The 21,969-nt window shown below is 40.0% G+C and carries 28 protein-coding genes; 1 reads left to right on the top strand and 27 read right to left on the bottom strand.

The window, feature by feature from the left end:
• Positions 1 to 4 precede the first annotated feature (4 nt).
• Positions 5 to 175, top strand: a complete 171-nt coding sequence (locus tag G4P69_RS06985; protein ID WP_208339083.1) for a hypothetical protein — start codon at positions 5 to 7, stop codon at positions 173 to 175.
• 17 nt (positions 176 to 192) lie between these two features.
• Here the strand turns inward: G4P69_RS06985 and G4P69_RS06980 are convergent, their stop codons facing one another.
• The 27 genes from G4P69_RS06980 to G4P69_RS06850 form a co-directional block, all read right to left on the bottom strand.
• A complete protein-coding gene (locus tag G4P69_RS06980) occupies positions 193 to 441 on the bottom strand; it encodes a hypothetical protein (protein ID WP_208339084.1) in 249 nt (82 codons plus the stop codon).
• Between the two features lie 71 nt (positions 442 to 512).
• On the bottom strand, positions 513 to 725 hold the full coding sequence (locus tag G4P69_RS06975; protein WP_208339085.1) for a hypothetical protein: 213 nt from the start codon (positions 723 to 725) through the stop codon (positions 513 to 515).
• Positions 726 to 774: 49 nt separating this feature from the next.
• The gene (locus G4P69_RS06970) at positions 775 to 1,305 is read right to left on the bottom strand and encodes a hypothetical protein (protein ID WP_208339086.1); all 531 of its coding nucleotides are present in this window, start codon (positions 1,303 to 1,305) and stop codon (positions 775 to 777) included.
• Between the two features lie 194 nt (positions 1,306 to 1,499).
• Positions 1,500 to 3,599, bottom strand: coding sequence for a DNA polymerase (locus G4P69_RS06965; RefSeq protein ID WP_243902120.1), 2,100 nt, complete (start codon positions 3,597 to 3,599; stop codon positions 1,500 to 1,502).
• Positions 3,600 to 3,811: 212 nt separating this feature from the next.
• Complete coding sequence (locus G4P69_RS06960) at positions 3,812 to 4,156, bottom strand: hypothetical protein (protein ID WP_208339087.1); 345 nt, start codon at positions 4,154 to 4,156, stop codon at positions 3,812 to 3,814.
• 98 nt (positions 4,157 to 4,254) lie between these two features.
• Positions 4,255 to 5,991, bottom strand: a complete 1,737-nt coding sequence (gene dnaX, locus G4P69_RS06955) for a DNA polymerase III subunit gamma/tau (RefSeq protein WP_243902121.1) — start codon at positions 5,989 to 5,991, stop codon at positions 4,255 to 4,257.
• 94 nt (positions 5,992 to 6,085) lie between these two features.
• A complete protein-coding gene (gene dnaN, locus G4P69_RS06950) occupies positions 6,086 to 7,555 on the bottom strand; it encodes a DNA polymerase III subunit beta (protein WP_208339088.1) in 1,470 nt (489 codons plus the stop codon).
• Positions 7,556 to 7,954: 399 nt separating this feature from the next.
• Positions 7,955 to 8,809 (bottom strand): DUF5895 domain-containing protein, encoded by an 855-nt coding sequence (locus G4P69_RS06945; protein ID WP_208339089.1) that lies wholly within the window; start codon positions 8,807 to 8,809, stop codon positions 7,955 to 7,957.
• A gap of 69 nt (positions 8,810 to 8,878) precedes the next feature.
• The gene (locus G4P69_RS06940; RefSeq protein ID WP_208339090.1) at positions 8,879 to 9,187 is read right to left on the bottom strand and encodes a hypothetical protein; all 309 of its coding nucleotides are present in this window, start codon (positions 9,185 to 9,187) and stop codon (positions 8,879 to 8,881) included.
• Positions 9,188 to 9,342: 155 nt separating this feature from the next.
• Positions 9,343 to 9,573, bottom strand: coding sequence for a hypothetical protein (locus G4P69_RS06935; RefSeq protein ID WP_208339091.1), 231 nt, complete (start codon positions 9,571 to 9,573; stop codon positions 9,343 to 9,345).
• 64 nt (positions 9,574 to 9,637) lie between these two features.
• Positions 9,638 to 9,838: a hypothetical protein gene (locus G4P69_RS06930; protein ID WP_208339092.1), complete on the bottom strand. Its 201-nt coding sequence runs from the start codon at positions 9,836 to 9,838 to the stop codon at positions 9,638 to 9,640.
• Positions 9,839 to 10,175: 337 nt separating this feature from the next.
• The gene (locus G4P69_RS06925; protein WP_208339093.1) at positions 10,176 to 11,234 is read right to left on the bottom strand and encodes a DNA methyltransferase family protein; all 1,059 of its coding nucleotides are present in this window, start codon (positions 11,232 to 11,234) and stop codon (positions 10,176 to 10,178) included.
• A gap of 10 nt (positions 11,235 to 11,244) precedes the next feature.
• On the bottom strand, positions 11,245 to 11,571 hold the full coding sequence (locus G4P69_RS06920; RefSeq protein ID WP_208339094.1) for a hypothetical protein: 327 nt from the start codon (positions 11,569 to 11,571) through the stop codon (positions 11,245 to 11,247).
• Positions 11,572 to 11,635: 64 nt separating this feature from the next.
• Positions 11,636 to 11,881, bottom strand: a complete 246-nt coding sequence (locus G4P69_RS06915) for a hypothetical protein (RefSeq protein WP_208339095.1) — start codon at positions 11,879 to 11,881, stop codon at positions 11,636 to 11,638.
• Between the two features lie 208 nt (positions 11,882 to 12,089).
• Positions 12,090 to 12,815: a hypothetical protein gene (locus tag G4P69_RS06910; RefSeq protein WP_208339096.1), complete on the bottom strand. Its 726-nt coding sequence runs from the start codon at positions 12,813 to 12,815 to the stop codon at positions 12,090 to 12,092.
• A gap of 172 nt (positions 12,816 to 12,987) precedes the next feature.
• Positions 12,988 to 13,818, bottom strand: coding sequence for a ThiF family adenylyltransferase (locus tag G4P69_RS06905; protein WP_208339097.1), 831 nt, complete (start codon positions 13,816 to 13,818; stop codon positions 12,988 to 12,990).
• Between the two features lie 2 nt (positions 13,819 to 13,820).
• Entirely contained in the window at positions 13,821 to 14,420 is a 600-nt protein-coding gene (locus G4P69_RS06900) for a hypothetical protein (RefSeq protein WP_208339098.1), read from the bottom strand.
• Positions 14,417 to 15,139 (bottom strand): hypothetical protein, encoded by a 723-nt coding sequence (locus G4P69_RS06895; RefSeq protein ID WP_208339099.1) that lies wholly within the window; start codon positions 15,137 to 15,139, stop codon positions 14,417 to 14,419. The genes G4P69_RS06900 and G4P69_RS06895 overlap by 4 nt, the downstream gene beginning before the upstream one ends.
• Positions 15,100 to 15,861 (bottom strand): hypothetical protein, encoded by a 762-nt coding sequence (locus G4P69_RS06890; protein ID WP_208339100.1) that lies wholly within the window; start codon positions 15,859 to 15,861, stop codon positions 15,100 to 15,102. Before G4P69_RS06890 ends, G4P69_RS06895 begins: the two co-directional genes overlap by 40 nt.
• On the bottom strand, positions 15,862 to 16,296 hold the full coding sequence (locus G4P69_RS06885) for a hypothetical protein (protein WP_208339101.1): 435 nt from the start codon (positions 16,294 to 16,296) through the stop codon (positions 15,862 to 15,864).
• Between the two features lies 1 nt (position 16,297).
• A complete protein-coding gene (locus tag G4P69_RS06880) occupies positions 16,298 to 16,756 on the bottom strand; it encodes a hypothetical protein (RefSeq protein WP_208339102.1) in 459 nt (152 codons plus the stop codon).
• A gap of 8 nt (positions 16,757 to 16,764) precedes the next feature.
• Positions 16,765 to 17,661 (bottom strand): PriCT-2 domain-containing protein, encoded by an 897-nt coding sequence (locus tag G4P69_RS06875; protein ID WP_208339103.1) that lies wholly within the window; start codon positions 17,659 to 17,661, stop codon positions 16,765 to 16,767.
• Positions 17,662 to 17,840: 179 nt separating this feature from the next.
• Positions 17,841 to 18,149: a GIY-YIG nuclease family protein gene (locus G4P69_RS06870; RefSeq protein WP_243902123.1), complete on the bottom strand. Its 309-nt coding sequence runs from the start codon at positions 18,147 to 18,149 to the stop codon at positions 17,841 to 17,843.
• Between the two features lie 90 nt (positions 18,150 to 18,239).
• On the bottom strand, positions 18,240 to 18,470 hold the full coding sequence (locus tag G4P69_RS06865; protein ID WP_208339104.1) for a DUF4351 domain-containing protein: 231 nt from the start codon (positions 18,468 to 18,470) through the stop codon (positions 18,240 to 18,242).
• Positions 18,471 to 18,575: 105 nt separating this feature from the next.
• A complete protein-coding gene (locus G4P69_RS06860) occupies positions 18,576 to 19,400 on the bottom strand; it encodes a DUF4351 domain-containing protein (protein ID WP_208339105.1) in 825 nt (274 codons plus the stop codon).
• A 224-nt stretch (positions 19,401 to 19,624) separates the two neighbouring features.
• A complete protein-coding gene (locus G4P69_RS06855; protein WP_208339106.1) occupies positions 19,625 to 21,682 on the bottom strand; it encodes a hypothetical protein in 2,058 nt (685 codons plus the stop codon).
• Positions 21,655 to 21,966 carry a hypothetical protein gene (locus G4P69_RS06850; protein WP_208348885.1) on the bottom strand — a complete coding sequence of 104 codons (312 nt, stop codon included), beginning with the start codon at positions 21,964 to 21,966 and terminating at the stop codon, positions 21,655 to 21,657. Before G4P69_RS06850 ends, G4P69_RS06855 begins: the two co-directional genes overlap by 28 nt.
• Positions 21,967 to 21,969: the final 3 nt, after the last annotated feature.

The following is a 21,969-nucleotide window of genomic DNA, read 5'->3' as shown; positions in this document are numbered from 1 at the left end:
TGTGATGAATTATGATGGTGTAGCATTTGTTATTGCAGCTGAGCGTCAGCTCCAAACTATAAAATTTGTAACTACTTTACCGAACCAGTTATCTAAAGAAATTGCTTTAAAATACTTGAAAAAAGTAGAGAATCTTGAAATTGAGAATTATGAAAAAATATACAGCACCCTATGAAAGAGTGCTGCATATTTCTATAATGCGTCAACAGCTAAAAATGCTCGAAAATGCTCTTGAATTCTTCTTTGCACTGTACGATTGCATTGACCCTGCCATTCTTCTGTTAGGGTTCCTCCCATACAGGAGAGAATAGCACTAAATCCATCTCCCCGATATAAAATTGGTAGACTAATTTCGCCTTTAGATGTTTGCCGGGGATTGCACTGTACGCCGAAGCTATTAAGGAGTTTTTCAAGCTTGTTTAGTTGCTGGATTTCTGGCATAATATAAATGTTTATTGTTTAGTAGATGGCGGACGCACTGTATGTTTATGGGTAGTCCGCCGTTTTCGTATTCATATGCGCTTTTGCGCAAAAATATTCTTCACATAGCCAACAATTGTTTTTGCTGCTTCAAGTCCCTGATTCTCTGGAATGTCTCTGCATAGCCAATCAAATGCAGTCTTCCAAGTCTCCCATCTGCTTAGATAGTTTCTTGGGTTAGGATGATGAGTCGCAATAATTCTTGCAGCTTCCGCAATTACTGCTGATTTTGTTTGAGCTTTCATATTTATCTCGGTAAATTCTTCTGATTTGGTTTTAGGGTGATGAATGTATCTATAATTTATTGATTGTGATGAGATAGCATTCAACACTTGTGTAGCGTTCGCTATTGACAAACAGTCCCGAAGGCAATTCCTCTACTTGAGCATTAACTGTCGTGAGCCAATAACGAAATTGTTTATAGAAGCAGCTGTTGTATTGCCAAGGAGTACTGCTAGCTAATGACACAAGTTTACCTTTTGGTGAAAGACAATGGTATGCCTTTTTTATATGAGAAATTTGCTGAGAGAATGGTGGATTTTGTATGATGCTGTGATAGTGATTATGGAGATTGGGTGTGTTAATGAAATCTGAACTTATAACAGTGAGTCCTTGAAGAGTGAGGATTGCCTGAAGTTCTATAATTGGTTCGATGACTTCTACAATTGCTCCACAATTTTGCATAGCGATGGCTAAATTCCCAAATCCAGCAGATGGCTCTAAACACAAACTACCTGATTCAATATTGGATGCTTTTATCAACAGTTCTACCACCCAAGGAGGAGAGGGGAATACATCCCATTTTCTAAGGATTCTGTTATTCAAGGTTGGTAATTTTCACTATGGTTCTAGCAACTTATTGTGTGTACTATTTGAGTTCAATTTGTTGATTAGTACTAAATTTTCTAGTTTGGTTTTTCTTGACCACAAGCAGTTGAAGTATCTAGAAATGCTAAGGTCTGCCCAAAGCTTTTAGAGTGTTTGTGCAGATTGGCTATTCTTGTTAGCTCTCGGTAGTTCTATGCTTTGTCCGCCCAGGAGTTACAGATAATTGACTCTGGTGGTTCGTTTCTGTGTACGGGGACAAGGGAAATGAATTGGCTCATGCTCCAACGCATTGCTTGTTGGATAGTGCTGGCAACATCTTGAGCATATTTAGTATTAGATATGACATCTAACTCATCATGGCAAGAATTTCCTATCCAAACTTTTCCTACCCATTCAGGGTGTTGGTCGTAAATTTCTATGAACTTGGCTTTGGCAAGTTTGATAATCGTAGCTTCTGTCAATGTCCAGTATGCAGCACAAGCATCAGGTAGGCGTACCGAACGCTGTTTTCTATCCCCAAAATCTTGTGGATATTTGGGCAAAAACACGTAGCGTCCTGAAAGGGATTTGACACAGCCTACACCAAATTTCGTGCGAGCTTCTATTTCAGCCAATCCCAAAACGGAAGGTTTAAACTTATTTGCATCCTGTACTAGCTGCCATTGGAATTGTGCCAAGGTCGAATAAGTATTCTTCCAACTGCTAATGTGCAGTTTAGCTTCTGCTAAACTTAGCTCAATACCCGAACCCACCCTCACTGTTTCTTGATGCCGTTTAGGTCCGGATCCGTTTTGGGATCCATAATGAGCATTTTTACTTACTAATCTTAATAATGCGGCTTGGGAATGGTAGGGGTGTGTTTTATCGTTTTTCCAATGTTTAATGTTTTCTTCCGTCCATTCTTGACCAAATCCTTGGGAAGAGGCAATTTTGGCCGCGATAACGCAGAAGGCATCACCGGTAGGTGAATTTAGTTTTTGGATGAGCAAATTATCACCCGATGCTTGGGCTGCGATCGCAGTATGAGCGCTCATAAGGTCGTGAATTATATAGTTGTAACCTGCTGGTGCTACAAACACGCTTCGCACACTCTTGCGGTTTAATTGTCTCAGTTCGTAAGGCATTTTGTCTGGGTGAGGTGGGGTCTGTAAATTGGGTTCTCGGCAATTGGAGCGTCCTAATCCCATTGGTCCAATTTGGTTGTAGCTTCCTCGGACTCGGCCATCTTTGAGGTTTCTAGCAATTCCTTTAAGGTAGTTGATATAATTTTGCTGGGTGCGGATAAGGGATAGCAGTTTGAGGGAAGGGATACGCCAATAGGCACTGAGGGTTTCTGCTGATGTATTTTTAAGATTGAGTTTGAATTTGGCATTAATGAGTGGCAGTAGTGTTTTTGGACTGTTAATTGCCCCTACAGCTTCTGGAAAAGTTGCGTGTAGCTGGGAGAACAATTTTTCCAATACCAACTCATATTCAGCACTCACCTGTTGCAGAACTGTAGAGTTTACAGGCATCCCGTAGTGTTCCATTTGGGCGAATGCAGGGGCTGCTGCACACTCGATTAACCCATGTTCCCAGCTACCCACTGCTTCCATCAGGGGTTTGAGCTTGTCGTAAATTTCCAACACTACAGCAGCATCAGTAGCTGCATAATTGATCTGTCGATTAGATAGCTTCCCTTTTGCCAGTTCCCCCCAGCGCCAATCTGAGGTTTGTGCCGACTTGTCAATAGTAATGCCCAACCGCAGGCATAGAGATTCTAAAGAGTGGGGACGACCGTTTTTTTGGTCTAACCATTGCGTTAGCCCTGCCCAGTACACTTGAGAAAGTAGTTGGGTATCAATGATATTTCTAATGGGAAATCCATATTTAGCAAGCATGAAGGATTGTTCAAATCCCATTGAATGACCAACAACTTGCACCTTAGGGTTTGCTAATCTCTCTCTGAGAGTTGTCCAAAAACCAATCAATTTTAGCTGTTCGTGTGATTGTGCTCGTTCCTGGGGTGTCCATCCTAAATCAATTACCATGACTGCTGTCCTATTAAAAGAGTCCGTTACTGCTATTTGTATGAGCCTAATTTCTCCAGTGTCTGGGGATAAGCCTCCATCTGAGTCTCGTATTGTTGAATAAGTTTCCAAGTCAAACCCAAATCTCTTGCAGTTTTTCCACACTTCAACACACTGGTTGAATCTGCTGTCGTTGATCAAAACTATGCTTTCTTTCTTCGTCTCATCCGGCTCAAGCATCAACGAGTATTGGTGGAAAGATACATTATTCTTTTTACTCATCTTCTTCGGGACTATTGTTTTGAAATGCTCCAATCAACTGATTCAAACGTCCGCTCTTATTACTAATTTAACGAGTGCAAATACGACAAAGTAAAATAGAGAAATTTTTGTACATTGTATTGGTTGTCTAGAAAATATTTAGGTTGTTTTTCGACACTACACGTTGTCACTTTTAATCACAAATTATTAATGATTGTAGTATTATTCATTGTTCATTCAGATGGATTGATGATAATTATTACCTTCCGCATTCGGAAAACATTTGAATTAATTTCTAAAAAGTACTCTTGAGAGGGATGCTGGGATAGAAAGTAATGAAGATCATCAAGATGAGTAAGGGTTAGTTCTCGAAGCGCTGTCGTTCCTTTATTAAGAACGATTTTCGGATAATCTCGTGGTTCGCACTTTCCTAATTTCAATAAATAGTAAGTGATGTACTTGATATTTAAGTAGTAATCTGTCGTGGAATAAATTTTGATAAACTCTGACAATTCTTCGATTCTATTTATTGTCTGACTGTGGACTTGTCTATCTTCTATTTGACAAAATATTTCCATATAAATTTGGCATTAAACTCTCAACAAATAAAGAAAGGCGTCAGCCACTAACGGCAGCCCCTTTGTTGAGGGGCCGTCAATAAAAATTTGTGAGATTTTTACCTGGAAGCTATCAACTGTTGTACTCTTTCTACCCAAACAGATGCTTTCTTCCCATAAACTGGTATGAGAGAATCCCACTGTTTTTGCAAAGCTTCTATGCTCATATCTGGTAATTGTAGCTGTGCCCAGGCAATGGCATCAGTAGGTGTTTTCCAGTTGATCCACGGTGGATTGTCCGAAGTGGGAATGAATGTAGTTGAAGTAGTAGATTTAGCAGGAGGTAGAAGCCCAAGAATAGCAACCTCTAACCATAATTGTGGTTGAGTAGAGAGCTTTACTTGTACTTCACACTGTCTCAGGTGTTGTTGTGCCTGAAGGATAGCTGTAGTATCCCAAGATGATGCCATCTCACACAACTCTATCCAACTATCGGCACTCATCGTCACCATCTTCTTATTGTTAGAAGAGGTTTTGGCAATGAGCATATCTCTGAAGAAAGCAGTTAGATTTTGCAAAATTACCAGTGGTTCCTTACCCCACTCTAATAAGTTGCGGATGATGCCAATTACTGAATCACTGTCACTATTAGCAATTTTCTCTACTAGAGTCAGTAGTTCTTGTTCTGGCACTGTTCCTGCTAATTCCCATACCCAATTCGCAGTAATGGTGGTGGACAACAGACTCAGTTGATCCAAAAGACATTGAGCATCCCTTAAGCAACCTGAAGAAAGTTGTGCCACTAGCCGCAGCGCCTCCGGAGTAATATCTATTAATTCTTCTGCAACTATATGCTGTAGATGTTTCACCATATCCTCAACACCAATCCTCCTAAAATCGAACCGTTGGCATCGAGAGGCGATGGTGTTCGGGACTTTATGAACTTCTGTAGTGCAGAGGACAAATACTACATTGGTAGGAGGCTCTTCCAAAGTTTTGAGTAGTGCCTGGAACGCTTGGGAACTGAGACTATGGCAATTATGCACCAGTAGTCCATTGGCTACAAAATTGTGGTTATCCTGAACTTCTATGTCATAAACTTGTTCAATTCCAGCCAAGTGAATAGATTCGACCGTTTCCAAACTTGTAGTCCATCGGTGGATTTGAATACTGGAGGATGCTGCACCCACATTAGAAGAAGATAGTATCTTCATTCCTTCTTTTACCTCTTTTGCTGAGATCCACCCTTGTTCTGTCCTAATTAAGTGATTGCCAGTGCATTTAATTTCGCAGCTGTTGGTTTTGATGGTTAGAGTTTGCCGTTTACCTTGGTCTAACCACCTTAGAACTTTCTTGAACTCCCAAATTTTTGAAGTTTCGTTGTAGCTAAGAACCATTTTCCCTTGAATATTGGGATTGTCAATTCTTATCAATCCTTCGCTTGTTTGTACTAGCGAATCTCCAGTTAAACATTCATCTATGATATATACCTTGTAGCGGCTGTTGACGGGTACGACATGGGTGCGGTCAATAATTTCCCTTATGTTCTCTACTCCAGAATTGCTAGCAGCATCTATTTCGACAACATCCAACGCTGATCCATTAGTAATTGCAGTGCATGAGGAGCATTTGCCACAAGGGGATGGGGTAGGAGAATCGCCTTGTCCACAGTTAAGAGATTTTGCCAGGATGCGAGCCGATGATGTTTTGCCAGTACCCCTAGGACCAGTGAACAAATATGCTGGGGCAATTCTAGCAGTAGTGATGGCATTGGAGAGAGTGGTGGCGATCGCCTGTTGACCCACAAGTTGAGCAAAGGATTGGGGACGGTATTTAAGATGTAATGGTTGATACATAATTAAAGTAGTGGAAATATAAACGTAATAAAGTACCCCAAACCCAAGCAATAGAGTAGAGTTTGGGTGCAGCAGCTTTGTAATTTACGGAGTCTTATGCAGCAGCTTTAGGTTTCTTCTTTCTGCCTTTGGTCTGAGTGGTGGGAGTAGTGGGAGAGTGAGTTGCTGTAGTGATGTTTTCTGTCACTTGAGGATTTGTGTTAACCTCTGGTAGCTGTGACGACCCTTCTAGAACACTTTTTGCCATTACAAGAGCAACTTCAGCAGCTATTTCTGTTGTTGAAGGTGCTTCCTCATCTGTGACTAATGTTTCTTTAAAAGTGGACGATGTTTGCTGATTGGCTGTGGAGATATCTTCATCTGTCATAGATTCTGTGGTAGATAAAGGATCTATTGTGAGAAAATCTTCTTCAGCAGCAATAAGTTGGAGGGGCATCACCAAGATTAAGTGATTCAAAATGCCACCAACAGGAGTGATAATCACAGGAGTTGTAGGTAGGTTTGCTTGAATCAACACTTCATCAGTAGGAATAAATTTCAAAGCATCGCTGAGGTATTTGATATTGAAGCCGATATGTAACTTTTGCTCTTGGTCGCCCTTTGATTTAATAGAAATTGATTCGACAGCACCACCTACATCTTGGTACTGTGTACATAGATTTGCTTGCTGATTGCTGTAGTCAAAGGTTATGGCAACAACTTTCTCCTTCTGATCTGCAAAAATTCCCACTCGTTTTAAGATGTTATCTAGTGCCTTTCTATCAATGGTGAATTGATGTTGAAATTGTTGGGGAATAAGCGATGAGTATTTGGGGTATTCTCCTTCGATTAGTCTGCTGGTTATACGAAAGCTTGGTAAGTCAAATACTGCAATTCTGTTGTCTAGGCTAATCTTACACTCACTGTTTTCTCCTACACTCCCCAATATTTTCTGCAATTCCGTCAGTGTTTGATGGGGAATTGTCATTTCTACGAGGTCGGGGTCGAAAGCACTTTCTGTATTTTCATTGAGTTCTAAAGTGCCACAGGCAACTCCCAGGCGATGACCATCAGTCGCTGCTGCCTCCCAATGAGTTCTAGCAAACTTAAAATGTACTCCTGCCAGAACAAACTTCGTCTCATCTAGACTTGCTGCAAATAGTGTTGCCTCTAACGCTTGCAGTAATTTGGATGCTGACAATGTAATGCTAGTGCCGTTCGCTTCAGGAAGTGGTGGGAATTCTTGAGGGTTAGCAGCTTGGACACGACATTTGCCAGTGGAGTGCGAGAGGACAGCGCTATTGTCTAAGACTTCTAGAATAATGTCGCCTTTAGGGAGAGAGGAGACGAGTTGAGAAAGGAGTTTGGCTGGTAGAGCAATGGTACCACCATCGTCTACAGAGCATTTGCATTCTGCGCGAATGCCTAGACTCATATCGAAGGCACTTATCACTACAAGTTGTTTGTGCTTATCTGCATAAAGTAACAAATTGTTGAGGATGGGATGATGGGGCTTACTAGGGACAGCCAAGTTGACTTGGGAAAGTGTGTTAGCGAAGTCTTTTTGAGGGATTTTAATTTTCATGGTAATTATCAAAAAATAGGGTCTAAAACCCCGTCCTTGTAGGACGTTTGTGTTAGAATTTCGGGATGTCAGTACAAGACATTTAAATAAAACCTACTCCCGGACTGGGAGGAAGTCTACGCCCAAAACACTCTTGAGGAGATACGCCAGGTGCTTCAAGCCGGGAAACCCGTCCAGCGCACTGGCTCATCAGTACGCCCTAAGTGGCAAACGTATTGAGCCTGGGAACCTGTGAAAACAGGATATTGAGACTGGAAGGTCTTAAAAATCTCTGCCTCTTTAGAGCGGAGAGTGTCAATAAGTTGTTGGTTAAGTGAGTTGGGTGCTTAGAGCGCTACTAAGCACCTACAGAACAGTAATTACTTTAGGTAAAGATGTTTTGCACAAACAGCTACAGGCTCACTCGGAGGTGGCAGGAAGTGCTGATGTCTCAGGAAACCCAGGAATCATTAATGGCTTGGCGGGTTCAAGCGATTCCCACACATACTCCTTAGCAGTTTTGTTGAATCCCATAAAATAGCTCCGCCAGTTTTCTATGGTTAGTCGTTCGTGGTCTACCACTCTACAGGCAAAGCTCTTTTGCTTTGTACCAACTAGTTCCCTGGCTGTTCTAAAACAGAAGACGCCAAGGCTGTAGAACATTGCGTTCTTTTGTTTAGCTGGGATACCATTAACGATAGAGTGGCAAATATTAAGTTCATTACAGAACTCCTGCCAATGGAAAGCAAAGGTAGCTTGGTTAGCGCCTGCTGCTTTATAGATGAAAGGAATTTGGTGCAGTGGTTGGTTCTCCTTATTCAACAAGAAAACTTGGAAGTATTGGAGATTACCAATATTCTCGTCTTCTCTCATCTGGGCAGTGTATCGCCCCAAAATAACTGTAGAGTTGCTTTCCTGAGATTGCTTTCTGTCATACCCCAGCACCGGTGTTTTGGGGCAGACCAGCATTCTGGGGTTTTGGATGAGAATGCCTTGTTCTTGTGCACCGCTAGACTCGAACGTATAAGTAATCAGTTGTTTCTCATCGAAGTCCTTCCACCCAGCGATCGCCATTTGGTTCACAGCTACAAAATAGCCACAGGTAGCAGGAGTGGTACCGCGTAGTGCTTGAAGGCGAGGGAGTTTGGCATCAGGGTCGAGAAATTCTGGAGAACAAAACTCATCCCTTTCTTGTGCAGGAATTGTAGGCTCATTTTGGGGATGAGTTTGAGATACAACAGTAGAATTTAATTCTTGGTTTTGTACTTTTGCCATTATTGTTCAGTTTCAGTTAAGAATCTTGTGCTAAATTAGTCAAGTGTTAGAAGTAGGAGAAGTGGGATATTAAAATTGAATATCAACTTCTGCATAGTTTTTACCGTTACCATTCTGAGTACTGATAAATGAAGGTTTAGGATTAATTAAATCTAGTTCTTTAGAGATTTGTTGTTGACGTTTTAGACAGAGAGACTGATAGATTTGTTGAAGGTTTTGGATAGTTTCATTTAGCTTTTGTAGAGAATCAGTACCAAAGCTAAGTGTTATAGTTTCCCCGTCTTCAATGAAACTACATGATTGTGATTCACTATTGTTGTAAGAAGTGATGTACGTATTTGCACTGATATGAACCATTAAAGAATGAGATATTTTCATGATTTTTTGAATTGAAAATGTTAAGCGTGACAGCAGTTTTTACTTTGTAGTTGAAGTGTGCCAGTTTAAGCACACCTCTATCAGATTCATTAGAGAATGCGCTATGATCGATGCTTAATGCTTAAAAATGGCGCATAGCGCCTAAAAATGCCATGTTATTTTATTGGACGTTTACTTGTTACCAAATTCATTTTGTTAACAAGATTAGTGGCATTTACTATCAACCACCCAGCCTCTCTGCATTTGTTCAATGCATCCTCTAATTCATCTTTATTTTCGAGTACTTTGTAACGAATGAACTCTGCATGATTTCCAGAAACTGGGTGGATATATGTTTGATACCTATTCTCAATTTGGACGTAGCTGATGCGTTTGTAAATCAACATGACTCATTTAACTATTCTTTTGAAACCTTTTGCAGAACTTTAAGAAGCAGATCTTCAAAATTTTCTATTCTATTTTCTGGACTTCTGTCACTTCTGTGATGGTAATTCCACTTGTAGGATTTGGGTGATTTATTTCAGCTTTATTTAAGCGCAATTGGAGGATATCGGGAGGTGGGTTTTCTCCATAACCATCTGTAAATATCCATTTACCTAAAGTTTCATTCCATAGAGCATTTGCTTCCAAATAACGTTTAGTGTAACTCATAGATAAAAGATATTCCTAATTACAAAACTTTTTGAAAGTGATGGTGATGAAGGGGATTTGGAGAGTAAATTTTCTATTTGTGTTCTCTCCCCAGTAAGCCCAATATATGTATTTCCAATATCGAATTGGACGGAATGTTAGCGGTAGATTTTTACATTCAATTTGGTCTTGGTATTCACACTTGCGTATTATCAGCATGATAATCGTGATTTATAAAGAAGAATTCAGGAGTCAGGAGTCAGAAGTCAGAAGTCAGAATGATAAATGCTGGGGGGTTGAAACTTTTCCTAAAACACTATCCCTTTATGGGTGGTGTATTCTGACTCCTGACTCCTTTTTATTTTTTGATAATTAAGATTCTGGTAGCAACATTTGTGGGATGAGTCGAGTTTAGGAATGAACCATCAGCCAATTTTTCATCCCAAGCATTATGGGATTTTAGCCATTGGCGAAATTCCGCGAACTTGTTCTCGCTACGGAAGAACACTGATTCTGGCGCAATTGTTACAAGGGAGCCACCACTAACTAAGCAGTTGTAGGCATGGAGAGTATGCTCAATGAACTTGGAGAATGGTGGATTGGCTATGACTGCTTGCCAGTGCTCACCATTCACTTCAGTAAGAAAGTCGCAACCAATAATGTTCAATCCTTTCAATTTCAATATTTTTCGTAAATCGGATTGGATTTCCACAACATCCAAGTGAACGTACGGATGATGGTGAAGGATGGCTTGGGCGATATCCCCTTTACCGCTAGATGGTTCAAGAACCCGCATCCCTGATTGCAAATGTGCGAGTTTTACTAAGCGAGCGCATAAATCACGAGGAGTAGGAAAGAACTCGTGTAACTTTATCCCTACTAGCTCAGTTTCCATACGATGGATTTGCACCTCAACTGGATCTTCTTTACAAGGAGAGTGCAATTGTTTCAGTGCTGCGATAGCTTGAGAAACTTGCTGCCAATTATAAATATTGGCTCTTTTCAATGTAAGTTGCCAACGAGCATACTCTCCCTTGTCACTCTTAAAAACTTTCTTGATATCCTCTTCATTCCAAGTTGTAGATGACATTTTTCTGAGAATTTCTAATTGCGATTTATTAGAAATGCTCTTAAGGATTTCTGGTAATTCTCCAACCTCAGCGGCATCAGCCATCGCATATAGCCAAGATTGAATCTGTTGCAAAAGTTTTGCTTCTTCGTACATACCCTCAGCAATTCTTAACCTACGCCGAGTAGGGCGTTGTTGGGCGATAGCTGGGTTTTTCTTTGCATCAATGCTTTCTTGCAGTGCTGCTGCTAATTGTCTGAGTTTTGCAGCTTGATAAGGATTGGGGATACGGATACATAGAGAAGTGTGTCCTGTAGCTGGTAGGTCAAATATGGACAATTGATGCATATTTATCTGACTAGTGTGCCAACGATGTGTGGAGATTATTATTGGTATTTGTGGTAGTAGAGCGTTGTGCTAACTCCAAAATTAATTCTGTCGCTACAGACCAGGCCTTACACTCAAAATTCATCGATAATCGTTCTGCCTTTCTTACAGTAGCAGCAGAACATTGTTTATTGTCAATAAGCCATTGTTGAAATTGCTGTGCTTTCTCTTGAGTGTAAAACCCGAAATAGGAAACTTTACGATTTCCTAAAGGGTCAGTGATAGTGGCGACTCTTTCTGATAAGATATTAAGAGTCCATCCATCAGCACTAAGTTGTACTTTGGTGATGTTAATCATTGAATTTACCTATTGTATTTAATAGGTGTAAATTAAATATCACACCTATTAACATTCATACGGGTTACTGTATATTTGATAACCTTTCTTTGCAATAACTAATCATGTTTTCTGCAAGCTTTTGTAGGTCTACAGAAGATAAGATTGCGAAGAAAGTATCGTTAGCAATATCCTGGTCTTGAAACTTGCTGTCTATTTGTGGGTTTTCTTGGATGAGACGTATAGCATCTTGCTGCATATTATTGGCAAATTCATTTAACTGAAATGCAGTTTGGTAGAGTTGTTCGAGATATTGTTTGGCAATTGACATAATATGTTAAAGAATCATCAGTATATTGGCTACCCAAATGATAAATTGAGCAATCAGTTATTTGGTATGAATGGGAGAGCCTCTATCTAGGTGTTCAATTGCCTGATGGATAGTGGTATGCGCTCCGCACAAAACTTGATCTGCTGTCTATACAGATTGTCCTTCTCGGTTTTTGATAGAGATGAGGAAGGTAGTCGACTTTGTGGCATTAGATTTCGACTTCTGGAACAGTAGCGAGGTATTCAGTGGTAGTCATCTCACCTTTAAAAAACTTTTGTAGATTTAATTTGTGTTCATTCATATCGTTTTCTAGTGATAAGATTGGCTCATTAGTGTTGCTAGTGTTTGGCAATTTGGATAATGTCATCGCCAATCGTTTTATGAAAGCATCATGTTTCTGTTGGCTGTAGTTGAATTGGTAGATGGAGGGATAGTCAGCTCCATTGATAAAGCAGTAGGTTATGGAGATGTTATCAGCAATAATTTCTAGAGTTTCTGCTAGAAGAAATAGTTGGAGTTGAGTATGATATGAATTCTCTAGATTTTCTGGATCAGGAATATCTTTTTTAATTGTCCAGTTTATAGCTACGACTTTTTCTAATCCTTCAATTAACAAGTTGTAATCCGCAATTAGTTGACAATTTCCAACCAACTTTTCTCTGCTTATATTGCATTGTTTATTTTCAGCAGGAATGCTGATTATAGGATGGAGTTGTTCCATCCATTGCGCCAGTTCAGGATAAGCTTCAACAAATGGCTCTATAGGTAATCCCATCATCAGTTGTTGTATTAAAAGACGGAGTTCTTCATCATTTTTAAGATCAAGTAAGACATTTGGGTTAGTCGTGGGATATCTGTGGTTAATCAAATACTGCTCGAATTTTTGATAGTCTTTTTCTAATAATTCGAGCATTTCTGCATTTAGTATTAGCATACGTCAGCGCTCTCCAATATCTCCTTGGGGATCGCGTCAGCGAAACTAACTAGGATTAGTTATATTGATTTTCTTGTGATTATGTTTTATTTTTTTTGTGTTAGTCATTTTTTCTTTAAAAAGGGTCGGTCACTTAGAAATCGCAGTTATTAATAGCAGCGTCTGCATAATTTCAATTGTTCAAAGTTTCCTTGTTAATATAAAGTGATTTGGCTACCCCAGAGTAGCTATTAAAGTAGGTAGCAAACCTTCGCAATCCTCCAGTCAATGTCATTGACAATAGGTAATCAGTAGCAATTGCAGCAACTTGCTGGTTGACGAATAAATTCTGTTGATTTTGTAGTGCTATTTCAGCACAAGAGAGTGTAGTTAAATTCAATTCATCTGGTAGAGGAACCAGTAGTTCTGGATGTTGAATGCTAGGGCTGGGAAGGTTAATGCAGAAGTTAGGGTTATCTAAGTTATCAAAGGCTTTTCTTAGACTGAATTGATTTGTAGATCCCAACAATACCTGTCCAGAACTTGCAAGAGCGTGGTTGCCACAGTCTAGCCACCATAGTAATGGTGGATGTTGTGCATAAATTTGGTTGAGACAGTAACTAATTTCAGTACGGGCAGCGGCATTATCTACACAACCAACAATGATTGTGAGTTGTCGCCATTTGGGGTTTACCATTTTCTGGGAGAACTTTTTAGTGATTGCACTCATACATACCCCTAAAGCCAAACTATATCTAGCTGCCAAAACTTCAGCTTTATAAAGTCCAATTTCTGACTGCTGGAAATTTTGTCTGGGAATGTTCTTAGCTTCGATTACATCTGGGTCCACAATTGTGCAACAAGCAGTTTTATTGCTATTGCCTTCAATCTCTAACATGAGTCTGGCGATGGCAGGAATGAGGAATCCACCAGTTCCCCCAGCACCGACAACAATGAACTCAACATGATTGTGCTGGCTGAGCATTAGTGGTACAGATTTGGCGTAAGATAGATCTAATAGCATGTTTATATAGCATCGCTGAACTCAACAGGTAGTTCAAATACCCAATTGGCTGGAATATAGTAAAAGTGGCTGTAGATGCCTACTCGGACATTTAGGGTGGGATGATTGAAGATTTCTCCTAAAACAGCAAAGATCCTAAACTTTCCAGATTCCTCCTGGTCGTCTGTGGTGGAAAAGCAAGCACTGTAAGTGTGGTGGCTATGAATTTCAATCAGTGCTGTTTCATAAGATAATTCAGATGGTTCTACAGGGGTCACATGAGTGGATGTAGCAGTTTGCTTTGGAAGATGCAGATACCACTCTCCACCGGTAAAGCATAGGTGAAAGAGAATTTCTTGATGACCTACAGCCAGGGATGCTTGTAAGATTTTGAGGACTAGATTGGCAGGAACCAGTGGGTATTGTAGATGAAAATAGGGTGATAGATTCGGCAATCCTCGAACAGTGCAGTGGGTAATAGGGACGCATATAGACAGCCCCTGGCGTTGGGCGCGGACAAACACCCCGTTCCCAGCTACCCAGTACTCCATCATGCTTGCTTCTATGGGTGGTAAGGTTGTGCTGGTGACGATTTTGTACTCAATTAGTGATAGTATTGTCATGCTAGGATGTGCTCAATTGCGTCAGCTATGCTTTTGTTGTTTATCGGTACTAAATCTCGTGAGGGGTACTTTTTGGAGTTGTTGTGGTGCAGTTTCTGAAGATGCGATCGCACATCTAGGGGATAGGATTTAGATTTGCGCTGCACCATATGCTCGTTGAAAACACTGGTCCAAAATAACTCCCATGACTTCATAATGCCTATAGGGGAGCAAGGGACTGGGGAGGTGTCGCCGAAGCAGATGGAGCCATCCTCCATGATGTTAGGCAATGGTGCATGGAATAGTTGGTCGTTATAGTTAAATTGTTTACCTTTGACTGCCCAAAGCCAGTATTTGCAACCACACCCCATAAACACTAATGCAGGCATAGCTACTGTGATTGTTGTATTAGCATTAAAGTTGCTAAGGAGAAGCCTATAGCGCTGGGGAGGATAGAACTGAACTAACCATTCACCCTTGTAGCACTTTCCCCATTTCACAGTGTTTGGTGGTAGCCATCCTGAGTCAATTGGCTCTCCAACAAATGCTTCCCTTAATCCTTCTGGAGAGAGGAGTTTGTATGATGTTCTATCATCTTCAGCATATACAAGTAGATATTGTCCTGGTAAGAACAGTAGTTGAGCTAGTATTTCTGTATTAATGTTTCTACTGGTGATGGAGTGCGCAATTGCACTCATATTCAGTGATGGTAAAAGATTTGTTGTTGAGCTTTGTTCCATAATTTAATAACCTGTTTTCTATGAGCAATAGAGGATTCTAACCATTCAGAAAATTCATTCATTCTCTGCCAGTATTGTTGAGAAATAGTCCATTGCTCTTTTAGGTAGAGGAGTGATTCTTTGTTCCAGGGTAGAGACTCATAAATTTCATGGTTTATGTCTAACCAAATGCATCCTGTACTATGGTCAACAAGACATAAAATATCGTATAAAAAGCGTAAAGGAAGTGCAGCTTTTTGGCAAAGTTTATCTAGTTTATCCCAATCAATTTTGTCTGCTGGAATTAGCTTTTCAGGGATAAATGCAAAATGCAAATCCCATTCTTCTTGAGGATGACCATAGCCAAGAAGCGACACCAAAAATTGTTTCGTGAGACTGAGATCTGCCAAATCCATATCCCACCAATCTATGTTCTGGGGATAGACAGGAATTTCTAAATGTCTCTCTGAGCAATCTCGAAAATCTTCTATCCAATCAAGGGAAAACAAATGTTCGTTAACAAGTTCTAGAAACTCAATTTCTCTATCACTATAAACACCAGAATAAGAATGTTGTATTATGGGAGTTGTGGAGGATGCCCATTGGATAGGGAAAAGTTCTTGGTAGAGAGCGAGAAGAGAGATTTGTTCGCTAAGCTCTTCTAAATACCAAATCCCCTCTTTGACAGTGAGGGGAATTTGATATCTTCGTAAAGACTCAGCAGATAGTAGTTGAAGCTGCATTTAGAATCCAGTAATTGGCGTTTGTGATGGTTTAGGAGGAGATTGTTTGAGAATTTTGAGGCTTCTTTCTACCGCTGTGTTCCACTCTCTCCCACTGCTAATTGCTTTGTTGATTTGAGACTGTAGTAACAGTAAGTTTTCAATATGCATTTCTCCTTGTAATTCCAGTATCTTTAGCTGTAAAGTTAGGGTAATTGCTGGATTAATAGTTTGTTCGCTTTGAATGAAAATTTGCATAATATTACCTTGACCTTTAGTCCCAGCTCTTTTAACTATACGAATGTATGTATTTCCATCTTTTTCCTCTCTTTTAATTTCAGCAGTAGAAACTTCTGGATAGAAGGGAGTGAGAGCATCACGAAGTGTTTGGTCAGTTGCACCGACTTCATCAGAGATTGGTGTTTCTTGGCCTTCAAGAATTACAATATATGGCATATTAAAATAGTGATAATTGGTTGAATGGTTTTGGCTGTGTTGAAGTAGATGAAGGTAATTCAGGAGGATCAATTCTTCTCATATTCTCTACTTTATTTGTAGATAATTTTTGTTTCTGTGCCTCCCTATGCCTCGCTTTCTCTGCCATTTGTGGCAGTATTACTTTTAGTTGTACGAGTATATCGTTAAGTAATCTACAATGCTCAATTTCGTTCAGTGTAGTGCTTTTAGTAAGTGGCAGTTCGCCCTTAATTCCAGCAGTGATTAACACTTGTCGATTAGATTCGATAGTTTGTGGAAGAATTTGTATTCCCAAGATGATAGTGGTCTTGTCAAAGTTGTATTTCTCTTCGACAATTTGATGAGTTGTTAATGATATAGTATTTTCAGCTTGCTCATCTTCTTGAGGTTGATTATCTTCTTCTAACTCTTCGTCTAACTTACTTTCTGTTTCAGTCATAGTTTTTATTAAGAAAAATTTGCCAGTTTGTGTAAAGTGTGGATGGTGATGCCCCATTTTTTAAAGGAATGCCATTTGTACTCACACTCTCCTGGTTTGTATTTAGATGACAATTGGCTCCATTCATCCCAAACTCTTAATAAGTTTGGGTTTACCGATTTGAGAGCCATGCCAACTTTTATCCATGAGTCGTAGTCATCTGCAAATCGGGGGTGAATAACCTCCAACAACAGCAGTACTTTTTCCACATCGGCTTGTGTAGATGTTGGAGTTGGGTGTGAAGAATAATAGTGGTGAGCAGCGTGTTGCCTTCTTTGTGACTTTTCAAAAACCGACATTTGCTCAATCACCCAGAGGGGTGCTGTTGCCACTTCTATTTGGTCTGGGCGACAACCAGGCAACCAACGATAATATCCTGTAATGGGGTGGACTGATGGTGGCAGCACTGATTGTAGCTTGGAACCTCTAAGTTCTAGTGCTTCTTCAGGAGCAGTGGGGATTTTTCTGGATTTGAGCCGTTGGTGTTGGGGCAGATCCGGGATTTTGAACAGGTATTGCGCCCTGCATAGTCGCCCCGAAGTAAATGCTACTGTGGGGGGCAGAGATTCAGGAGCGATTGGCTCTCGCGATGCCCCAGAGGCGATCGCCCTAATTTGGTTGTAAGCACTCGAACCATCACAGTCTACAGATACCAAAAATTCTTTGGAATTTTGACCGCATAGTAAACCAATGCCTGTGGGCTGTACCTCGTATAGAGAACTGGAATGATGTCTAGCGACAAACCGCTCTATGTTGACGCGCACCTTAACTTTTCCTGTGCGAGCAAGTTGTTCTCGTAAGGATTGGGGAGTAAATGGATATTGCTCCCACCCATATCCCAGAGGTCTTTTTCCTTGCGTTGGCACTATAAGCCAATGGGGGGGCAATATTTCTAGGGTTTCAATTAGTTTGGTAGTTTGGCAGTTTTTTTGAGGAGCATAGTATAATAGTACGAGTGTTTATGCCAAGTTGAGTTCGATTTTGATATTGTGCGCTGGGTTATTGACCGATTTCTTGGAAGGATTTGACTTGTACAATTTTCATGCTACTTTAATTTGGCACAAATGGGACAAAACCGACGATGGTTTTTCTGCCGTTTTAGCTGTTTTTCAAGGGAGCGATCGCCTCTCCAAACTTCAGCAACTTTGAAAGAGATTTTCCGAGTCAAAGCAACTTGGGTTAAACGAGCGCCTTTTCCTTTTCTATGTTCTCTAATACGTTCGTCTAAGTCCTTGGTAAACCCTAAATAATGTTGTGTTGGTCGATTTGAATTTATTGGTTCGTTAAAGTGCAACAGATAAACGTACATAACAGACCAAGCATCATCATCTGCCAGGTCTGCGTCAGCAGACATTAGTTTAATTGCTCAAACAGCTAAATCCAAAAGCGGATTCAGCCATCTATAAGCTTGCCGTATGGGTATTTTACCCATATATATCTGAAGTTAATTACTCGACTGCTGATCTAACCACGTAACTAAATCAGCTATTGCCGAGATTTTCAAAATTTCTTTACATAAGGCTTCTAGTTGTTCTCTATTTAAAATTTGAACACGCTCAATAATTGATGAATCAATTTTACCAAATCTTTCATTAAGTAATAATATACACAACGAAAGTGCTTCTTGTTGTCTACCTTTATGCAATATATCCTGATAAATTACTGACTCTTGCATAACATCCTCGCTCAACAACTGACGAATCAAGTTTTTCTCAAGCGTCAAATAACAAAAAAGGTCAGATTCATTATCTCCGACCCAATAATATTTAAATATCTAAAGTTAATTGCTTGACTGCTGGTCTAACCACGTAACTAAATCAGGGATTGATGAAAGTCTGAGAATAGCTCTGCCTAAAGCTTCTAGCTGTTCCTTTTTTAAAATTTGAACTCGATCAATAATAAACGAATCAAGTTCGCCAAAGCGTTCATCTAGTAAAGACATACAGAATCTAAGTGCTTCTTTTTGTTCTCCCTTCTGTAATATATCCTGATAAATTACTGACTCTTGCATAACATCCTCCCTTAAAAATTGCTGAATTAAATCTTTCTTAAATCGCAAACCTGCTAAAATCTCTGTATAAGCTGCAATATCCTGTTTAGTGTTCCTATTTGGAATTCTAGCAACACTTTGGGCAACTTGGGCTAACAACGTTTGGGGTGAGGTTGTTTGCGTTAATGGTGCTAACGGTAATAATGCACGATTACCGAGAAATAGTGTTGAATCTTGCTCCCACATTCGTATAACTTGATAGCGATGAGTAGTTGTATCATTAACATATTCTTCGGTAAAAGCTATTTCGTCGTTTGTTTCCTGTAGGAAAATAACTACCTGTGTTACGGGAACGTCGTATTGACGTATCAGCCTGACAGAATAATCCAACATCCGAAAAGGAATCGATGGAGTAGACTTTGTTAGGGTTTGAAACTCAATGTGCAAAATTCTATTTTCTGTTTGCAAGAATGTAACTGAGTCAGCGCGAATTGGTTCGATACTCAACTCTGTTTTTAATACTTTGATTCTTCGTGGTTCGACTGTTAGCAGCCAACGCGCAAATTCGATTGGATATTTTTCAGCTAATACTTTACAAACGTTGTCGTAACTCACACTTTATACCATTTTACACTAAGATTATATTATTAACATTTTCAATTTGATTTAGATAAATTTGATAAAATTTAACTAGATAAATCTCTTTATGAATATGGTCAGTGGTCGCTTAAGGTTGCTCTATCATAAAATGGTTACTATGTATAGCTATCAACAAGTTTAACAAAAAAATATAGGGTTTATTACTTCCTTCTCAAAGAGTGCAACTCCTTTGCACTACTTCATAGAGATAATTCAGACTTAGATTTAGTTGCAGCAGTAGTTCTGGCAGCAGTTTTTTGTGCAGAAAAAGGTATTTGCTCGGACGGAGTATACTGATTAAATATCTCCTCTTGACGCCACTGCTTTAGGTCTTTCATAATTTCCTCAAGAGGCGTCATTTTGAATTGTTCAGTAGACAAGTTTAACTGCTGCTGAGCTATGATTTGGAAATACAGTTCCCTTTGCTCTCCAATCGTTAACTTACCTTCAAAATCTTGCAGTTTCTGTCGTATTCGCTCATTCTCTTGTCTTATGTTGGAGTGCCACTTATAATCACCCTGAGTTTCCAACTGGTTCCAAGCTTTCTGAATTGCTGGGTGAAGTGGAATTTTCATCTCAGACACAGACTCCTTAGGGCGTTGCTTTCCTCTAGAATTTCCAAAGGTATTTCCTAAATCAAACGCTTTGGCATTTTCTGAGATGAACTTCAACTGAGCTATATCCCACTCATTTATACTCAGTTTGTCCACTTTCTTAGTAAGACCTTCTGCTGTCTTTTGTAGAGTAAAAGATAGTAGTTTTGTCCTCTCCCCACTCTCCACCGTTTTATGAAGAAAAAGATTTGCTCTTCCTGCTTCTACGTCTCTAGTTCTAGTCAGGGTATATTCTCCCACAGTTAAAGAGTCTGTATTAGCTTTTTGTAATGCTGAATTTAGCAATCCCAACATCTCAGTTTCTCTAAAACTTTCCAAAGTTTTGAAGGTGCCTGCAGGAGCAAGAGAACCAAGATTATTGGCAACATCTCTGAGGTCTGCGTTCGCCAATTGGGGCAGTTTTTTACCAGACTCTAATTTCTCCCCCACCATGAGAAACTCCTGTCTTTCTACTGATAGCATTTGAGTGGGGGGAATTTTGATTTTAGGATTACCTTTTGAGTTTAGGGAGAACTGCACTAGAGGATTGTCAAATTGGTTTAGCTCATCCCGTCGATGGTGAATACTGTATTTTTCTCCTTGAAGCTTAATCACAAAGGCATCACTTCTGTACACCTGGTACCCATATCCGGTTTCTTCCCCATAAGCTTTAAGCATCTCCACCGCTGTCTGCGCAATTTTTATGTTCTCCTCCTTTATGCGCTTACGTGCAACACGACTGTTAGCAACAGCTTTAGAGGTTGGAACCTTTACTTCTCTTACCCATCGTTTAGTTTCAGGACTTACTTCATCGGAATCGCCTATTTGCTCGTAGCTATATTCAGCAGCAGGTTTTTTGGTTTTGGTTGGAATTTCAGGATCTGTGGTATCTGTTTCGGTTGGGACATTGAACTGAGACTCCTGGGGAGAACGCTTTTTAGGTGGGGTGTTTTCGGTTTCAGGTAATGGTTCATCTGAGTTTTGGAACGCGATCGCTTCCCTTGGCGAAACAACCTCACCAATAAGTGAGGATTTGGGTGATTCAGTACTCTCTTTATCCTCCCCCTTAACATCTGATTCCACCACGATTTGTGTCAACAATTCCTCAGCACTTGAATTGAGTTCTTCCTCCTCAGCTTTAGTTGAAGCTGGTGGTAGCAGTTTGTTATCAACTTCTGATGTTGTAATTACCTCACAAACCAAGTCTATAATCTCTTTTTCTGACAAATTTTCTGTCACTATATTGGTACGACAGTTTCCTTCCTGATCCTGCTGGTACACCACAATACTTGCTCCACTTTCTGTGTAGACAATTATTGCTAGTGACGAATCTCTCTCTAGATTCCCAATGTCTGATTCAACTCCTGGGAAAATAGATGGCTCACACGTCAAGCGTCTCACCACAGTTTGTGCTTGAAAGTCTGTCATCTGAGCAGACTCCCATTTCCACGCCCCTGGACACTCTTCATCAGGGACAAGTCGATATTTTTCACTACCAACCTGTAAGTCTATAGCTGATAATTCCTCCTTCTTCTCTTTTAGTTTTTCTTGTATAGCCTTTAGTAAATCTTCTATAGCTTTCCCGATATTTCTGAGATTATGGATAGAGTTTTCAACAAACTCCTGATAGCTGGAAGCTAGCTGAGTAGCTCTAGAATCGAACATGGCGGTTGGGGTAATCTATCTAGAATGACTTTATTATTAATCTTGACAAAGACTAATTGGTTATCAAAGAAAATTTCAATAAGTGATGGTGGTGCTAACCACTCAGGGTATGAGTCGCAATAGGTTACTTGGGGAATTTCTCTGTTGCACCAATACACCAGAATTCCATCATGGAAATGTGCTTCAATATATGGGGGCTTTTGATAAGACCATCTGGGTAGCCCTTTAACTTTCTCAATCTTTAATAGTAACTTAGGATTGTTTAGCAATAAGTGATGATTCATGTT

Source organism: Aetokthonos hydrillicola CCALA 1050, assembly GCF_017591665.1.
GTDB classification, from domain to species: Bacteria; Cyanobacteriota; Cyanobacteriia; order Cyanobacteriales; family Nostocaceae; genus Aetokthonos; species Aetokthonos hydrillicola.
The sequence above is the reverse complement of the archived record's forward strand: the minus strand, read 5'-3'. Positions and strand labels throughout refer to the sequence as shown.

Bases quoted from the DNA above. Each gene is read 5' to 3' on its own strand.
- G4P69_RS06920 (WP_208339094.1), bottom strand. From the start codon at position 11,571: ATGATTAACATCACCAAAGTACAACTTAGTGCTGATGGATGGACTCTT.
- G4P69_RS06965 (WP_243902120.1), bottom strand. From the start codon at position 3,599: ATGAGTAAAAAGAATAATGTATCTTTCCACCAATACTCGTTGATGCTT.
- G4P69_RS06935 (WP_208339091.1), bottom strand. From the start codon at position 9,573: ATGTTGATTTACAAACGCATCAGCTACGTCCAAATTGAGAATAGGTAT.
- G4P69_RS06960 (WP_208339087.1), bottom strand. From the start codon at position 4,156: ATGGAAATATTTTGTCAAATAGAAGATAGACAAGTCCACAGTCAGACA.
- dnaN (WP_208339088.1), bottom strand. From the start codon at position 7,555: ATGAAAATTAAAATCCCTCAAAAAGACTTCGCTAACACACTTTCCCAA.
- G4P69_RS06910 (WP_208339096.1), bottom strand. From the start codon at position 12,815: ATGCTAATACTAAATGCAGAAATGCTCGAATTATTAGAAAAAGACTAT.
- G4P69_RS06880 (WP_208339102.1), bottom strand. From the start codon at position 16,756: ATGACTGAAACAGAAAGTAAGTTAGACGAAGAGTTAGAAGAAGATAAT.
- G4P69_RS06975 (WP_208339085.1), bottom strand. From the start codon at position 725: ATGAAAGCTCAAACAAAATCAGCAGTAATTGCGGAAGCTGCAAGAATT.
- G4P69_RS06915 (WP_208339095.1), bottom strand. From the start codon at position 11,881: ATGTCAATTGCCAAACAATATCTCGAACAACTCTACCAAACTGCATTT.
- G4P69_RS06925 (WP_208339093.1), bottom strand. From the start codon at position 11,234: ATGCATCAATTGTCCATATTTGACCTACCAGCTACAGGACACACTTCT.
- G4P69_RS06855 (WP_208339106.1), bottom strand. From the start codon at position 21,682: ATGTTCGATTCTAGAGCTACTCAGCTAGCTTCCAGCTATCAGGAGTTT.
- G4P69_RS06900 (WP_208339098.1), bottom strand. From the start codon at position 14,420: ATGACAATACTATCACTAATTGAGTACAAAATCGTCACCAGCACAACC.
- G4P69_RS06890 (WP_208339100.1), bottom strand. From the start codon at position 15,861: ATGCAGCTTCAACTACTATCTGCTGAGTCTTTACGAAGATATCAAATT.
- G4P69_RS06980 (WP_208339084.1), bottom strand. From the start codon at position 441: ATGCCAGAAATCCAGCAACTAAACAAGCTTGAAAAACTCCTTAATAGC.
- G4P69_RS06985 (WP_208339083.1), top strand. From the start codon at position 5: ATGAATTATGATGGTGTAGCATTTGTTATTGCAGCTGAGCGTCAGCTC.
- G4P69_RS06940 (WP_208339090.1), bottom strand. From the start codon at position 9,187: ATGAAAATATCTCATTCTTTAATGGTTCATATCAGTGCAAATACGTAC.
- G4P69_RS06865 (WP_208339104.1), bottom strand. From the start codon at position 18,470: ATGCAAGAGTCAGTAATTTATCAGGATATATTGCATAAAGGTAGACAA.
- G4P69_RS06870 (WP_243902123.1), bottom strand. From the start codon at position 18,149: ATGTCTGCTGACGCAGACCTGGCAGATGATGATGCTTGGTCTGTTATG.
- G4P69_RS06945 (WP_208339089.1), bottom strand. From the start codon at position 8,809: ATGGCAAAAGTACAAAACCAAGAATTAAATTCTACTGTTGTATCTCAA.
- G4P69_RS06895 (WP_208339099.1), bottom strand. From the start codon at position 15,139: ATGGAACAAAGCTCAACAACAAATCTTTTACCATCACTGAATATGAGT.
- dnaX (WP_243902121.1), bottom strand. From the start codon at position 5,991: ATGTATCAACCATTACATCTTAAATACCGTCCCCAATCCTTTGCTCAA.
- G4P69_RS06850 (WP_208348885.1), bottom strand. From the start codon at position 21,966: ATGAATCATCACTTATTGCTAAACAATCCTAAGTTACTATTAAAGATT.
- G4P69_RS06930 (WP_208339092.1), bottom strand. From the start codon at position 9,838: ATGAGTTACACTAAACGTTATTTGGAAGCAAATGCTCTATGGAATGAA.
- G4P69_RS06905 (WP_208339097.1), bottom strand. From the start codon at position 13,818: ATGCTATTAGATCTATCTTACGCCAAATCTGTACCACTAATGCTCAGC.
- G4P69_RS06885 (WP_208339101.1), bottom strand. From the start codon at position 16,296: ATGCCATATATTGTAATTCTTGAAGGCCAAGAAACACCAATCTCTGAT.